The following is a 3,943-nucleotide window of genomic DNA, read 5'->3' as shown; positions in this document are numbered from 1 at the left end:
CCCGCCGCGGCGTGTACGCCAGCGTGCCCGGCCCCATGCTCGAAACGCCCGCCGAATACCGCTACCTGCGTACCATCGGGGCCGATGCCGTGGGTATGAGCACCGTGCCCGAAGTCATTGCCGCGCGCCACCTAGGCCTGCCGGTGCTGGCCGTATCGGTCATTACCGACCTGTGCGCGCCCGGTCACCTCAAGCCCGTGGTGCTGGCCGACATTTTCGCCGCCGCCGGAGCCGCCGAGCCCCGCCTCACGGCCCTGATTCGGGAAGTGGTAGCAGGCTTGTAGCGCCCGCTGCTACCGCAACAAAAAGGCCCGGGCAGCATGCCCGGGCCTTTTTGTTGGCGCGTGAGTATGAAATTACGGCTGGGCCGAGAAGGTGCGCTCTTCCGTCGTATTGTTCTTGTTCAGGAAGGTGTAGCGCAACTCGGTGGGCGAGAGGTTGGCCACGGTGTATTCGTTGCTGGCGCCCTTATTGTCGGTGAGGTGCAGCACCATGTTGTTGTTCATCAGCATCCAGGTGCCGAGGTAGGTGGTGTTGTCGGCGAGCAGCTTCTGGGTGTAGGTGCCGTCGGTGCGGAACGTGAGCGAATACTGGTCCTTGATGTTGGCCCCGGAACTGGTCACCTGGCCGGCTTCCTTAATCTGGTCGAGGCGCCAGCTGCCGGTGGTGAGCTGCTGCGAAGGCGAGAGAGCAGTGGGGGCCGGCATGGCGGGGGAGTCCTTTTTGCAGCTGCCGAGGCTGAGCGTCGTGAGCGCCAGAGCGAGGAGGGTATAGCGGAATGCGTTCATTGGAAAGGAGGTAATGAAAAGTGGAGGATGCCAGGTAGATGCTAGGTCCGGCTGGTAGGTTGCCTGAGGCCATAGCTTTTTTCGAAAATACTATTTCACCACCCTCGTCGCCATCGTGCCGCTGAGCACCGTGAAGATGCCCACGCCGCCCTGCACGTTGCTGAAGATGGCCGAGGGCTGGGCAAACGGGTTGCCGTTGGCGTTGCGGGCATCGCGCACCGACTGCCGGAAGCGGAAATACGCCAGGTCGGTGTGATAGAGCGTCGCCGTGACGGTATCGCCGGCGCTGAAACGGTAGCTGGTGCCGAGCACGAAGGGCTGGCCGTTGAGCAGCCGGTCCTGCACCGACATATCGACTTCCGGCGATTTCAGCAGGTTTTTCGCCGTGGGCGTGCCCTTGTGCAGCTGCAGGCGGTAGCAGTCGTCGGACGAGGCCGGGTCGCGGAAATTGGTGAGAAAATACGCCTTGCGGTTGGCACCGGTTTTGTCGTTGAACTTGTACTCGACCGAATCAATCGGAATCGGGGCCATCATCGTGGTGCTGCCCGTGAGGTGGCGGCCCTTGGTATCCTGCACGTCGATTTTGAACACGTCGCCGGCCCGGGCCACCAGTGGGTCGCGCCCGAGGTGGGAGTGAAATTTCTCACCCGACGCCGTATCAATCAGCGCCTTGTAGTTGGGCTTGAACTCGAGCGGCACGAGCGCGCCGTTGGGCATGGTCAGCGTCACGGTCACGTCGGTGGGTATCTGGGGCAGCACCGCGCCCAGGTAAGGCACCGAGGTCGACACGGCCAGGCTGGGCACCTTGCCGGGCTCAAGGTAGCATTCCAGCACCAGCTCGGCGTTGTAGGTGGGCAGCGGCACGTTGATGTCGTTTTGCAGCTTGCCGCAGCCGGCCAGGGCCAGCAGCAGGAGCAGGGCGAAAGTGGGTTTCAGTGGGGAAGGCATTAAAACCGGAAATTATAGGTCAGCGACGGAATAATCGGGAACAGCGACACCTGCTTGGCGGCAAACCCCGTGGTGCGCCCGGTGGCCTTGTCCTTCACCGTATCGAAGAACACGAAGTAGGCATTACGGCGGTTGTAAGCGTTGTAGATGCTCAGCGTCAGGTCGTTGTTGCGGCGGGTACCCACTTTGTACACCGCGCCCAGGTCGAGGCGATGGTAGGGGATGAGGCGGTAGGAGTTGCGGTCGGGGTAGAGGGGCACCGGGCGCGGGTCGATGCCCACGCTGGAGCCCGGAATGTCCTGCACGCCGAAGCGGCCCAGCGGCAGCGTGGTCAGGTTGCCCGAGGTGTAGATGAAGCTGGCCGTGAGGCTCAGGCGGGCGTTGAGCTGGTGCAGCACCACCACGGTCAGGTTGTGGCGGCGGTCGTAGTTGGGGTGGAAGTCGCGGCCGCCGTTCACGCCGTTGGTGCCGTTCTGGGGCTGGAAATTGCGCCAGCTCCAGGCCAGCGTGTAGCCAATCCAACCGGTGGTGCGGCCGGTTTTCTTTTCGAGGTAAATCTCGTTGCCGTAAGCCCAGCTTTTGCCGAAAATGAATTCCGCATCCAGCTCGGGGTTGGCAAACAGCTGGGCGCCATCGCGAAAATCCACCTGGTTCTGGCCCCACTTGTAGTACAGCTCGTTGGTGAGCAGGTACTTGCCGTCGCCCAGCAGGAAGCTGGCCCCGCCGCTCACCTGCTGCGAACGCTGCGGCTTCACGCGCAGCCGCGAGGGGTACCAGATGTCCGTCGGCAGCGTGGCGCCCGAGTTCGTAACGAGGTGCACGTACTGGTACATCAGCGCGTAGTTCAGCTTGAACGAGGTTTTGTCGTTCAGCGAGTAGCGCGCCGCGGCGCGGGGCTCCAGGCCGCCGTACTGATTGTCGCCGCTCCGAAAGCCGGTCAGGCGCAGGCCGCCTTCGAGCTGCAGCTTGTCGGAAGCCTTGTAATTGTCGGCGGCATACACGGCACCATCGAGGCCATAGTAGTTCACGTCGGAGCCAAAGTTCACGCGGCCGTCGCCGGAATTAGCATCGAGGCGGCCCACGCCGAACACGTGCTGCGTGGCCGTAGCCCCGAATTTCACCTGATGCCGGTCGTCGGGCGTGTACTCAAAATCGGTGCGGCCGGTGTAGTCGGTGATGCGCGAGCCCAGCGAGAAGCTGAACTGGTCGAGCTTGTTGGCCAGGTTGTACTTGTAGTCCGAAACCGAAGCCGTAGTGTTCACAAAGAGCTTGGGCGAAAACACGTGGTTCCAGCGCAGCGCCCCCAGCGTGTTGCCCCATTGAAAGCTGAAATTGAAGCCGCCCGTACTGCTGAACCCGAAAATATCGCGCCCCAGGTAGCCGCTCAGAAACAGCTGGTCCTTCTCGCCCAGCGTGTAGTTGGCCTTGGCGTTGAGGTCGTAGAAATAGTAATCGGGGATGGGGCTATAGTCCTCCTTGCCCTCGTTGCGCTTGTTGATAGCGCGGGTGAAGATATCGAAATACGTGCGCCGCCCGCTCACAATAAAGGAGCCCTTGCCCTTATTTATCGGCCCTTCAAGCGTGCCGCGCGACGAAATAAGCCCGATGCCGCCCGTGGCCACGTAGTGCTGCCGGTCGCCCTCGCGCAGCTTCACATCCACCACCGACGACAGCCGTCCGCCAAACTGCGCCGGAAAGCCTGACTTATACAAATCCACGCTCTGCACCGCGTCGGAGTTGAACACCGAAAACAGCCCGAACAAGTGGTTGGGGTTGTACACCACCGTGTTATCCAGCAGCACCAGGTTCTGGTCGGACGAGCCGCCGCGCACAAACAAGCCGCTGGTGCCCTCGCCGCCGCTCTGCACGCCGGGCTTCAGTTGCAGGGTTTTCAGAATGTCAACTTCACCAAACAGGGCCGGCAGCAGCTTCGCCTCGCGAATACTGAGGTGCTCCACGCCCATCTGCGTGGCTTTGAGTTTCTGCTCTAGGCTCACGCTGCCGGTCACCAGCACCTCGCCCAGCTCCTGGTTGTTTTCCTCCAGGTCGAAGCTCAGGCGCTGGCTTTTGGTGAGGGTCAGGTCGCGGGTAATGGTGCGGTAGCCGATGGACGTAACCACCAGTTGCACCTTGCCCGCCGGTAGGTTTAGGCGGTAGTGGCCGGCCGAGTCGGCCGCCGTGCCGGTGGCCAGGGCCGGCACCGCCAC

General features: G+C 62.4%; 4 protein-coding genes. 1 reads left to right on the top strand and 3 read right to left on the bottom strand.

Annotation, left to right across the window (positions count from 1 at the left end; genetic code table 11):
* Positions 1 to 284: phosphorylase family protein (locus ACYVDE_RS16615; protein WP_460502671.1), on the top strand; the 284-nt coding region annotated here is incomplete at its 5' end.
* Between the two features lie 72 nt (positions 285 to 356).
* On the opposite strand, the gene ACYVDE_RS16610 is transcribed toward ACYVDE_RS16615, so the two are convergent.
* The 3 genes from ACYVDE_RS16610 to ACYVDE_RS16600 all read right to left on the bottom strand — a co-directional run.
* Positions 357 to 788 carry a lipocalin-like domain-containing protein gene (locus tag ACYVDE_RS16610; protein WP_460502670.1) on the bottom strand — a complete coding sequence of 144 codons (432 nt, stop codon included), beginning with the start codon at positions 786 to 788 and terminating at the stop codon, positions 357 to 359.
* A 90-nt stretch (positions 789 to 878) separates the two neighbouring features.
* Complete coding sequence (locus ACYVDE_RS16605) at positions 879 to 1,736, bottom strand: DUF4249 domain-containing protein (protein WP_460502669.1); 858 nt, start codon at positions 1,734 to 1,736, stop codon at positions 879 to 881.
* Positions 1,736 to 3,943: TonB-dependent receptor (locus ACYVDE_RS16600; protein WP_460502668.1), on the bottom strand; the 2,208-nt coding region annotated here is incomplete at its 5' end. The genes ACYVDE_RS16600 and ACYVDE_RS16605, both read right to left, overlap by 1 nt.

It is taken from the genome of Hymenobacter agri (genome assembly GCF_054778495.1).
The sequence above is the reverse complement of the archived record's forward strand: the minus strand, read 5'-3'. Positions and strand labels throughout refer to the sequence as shown.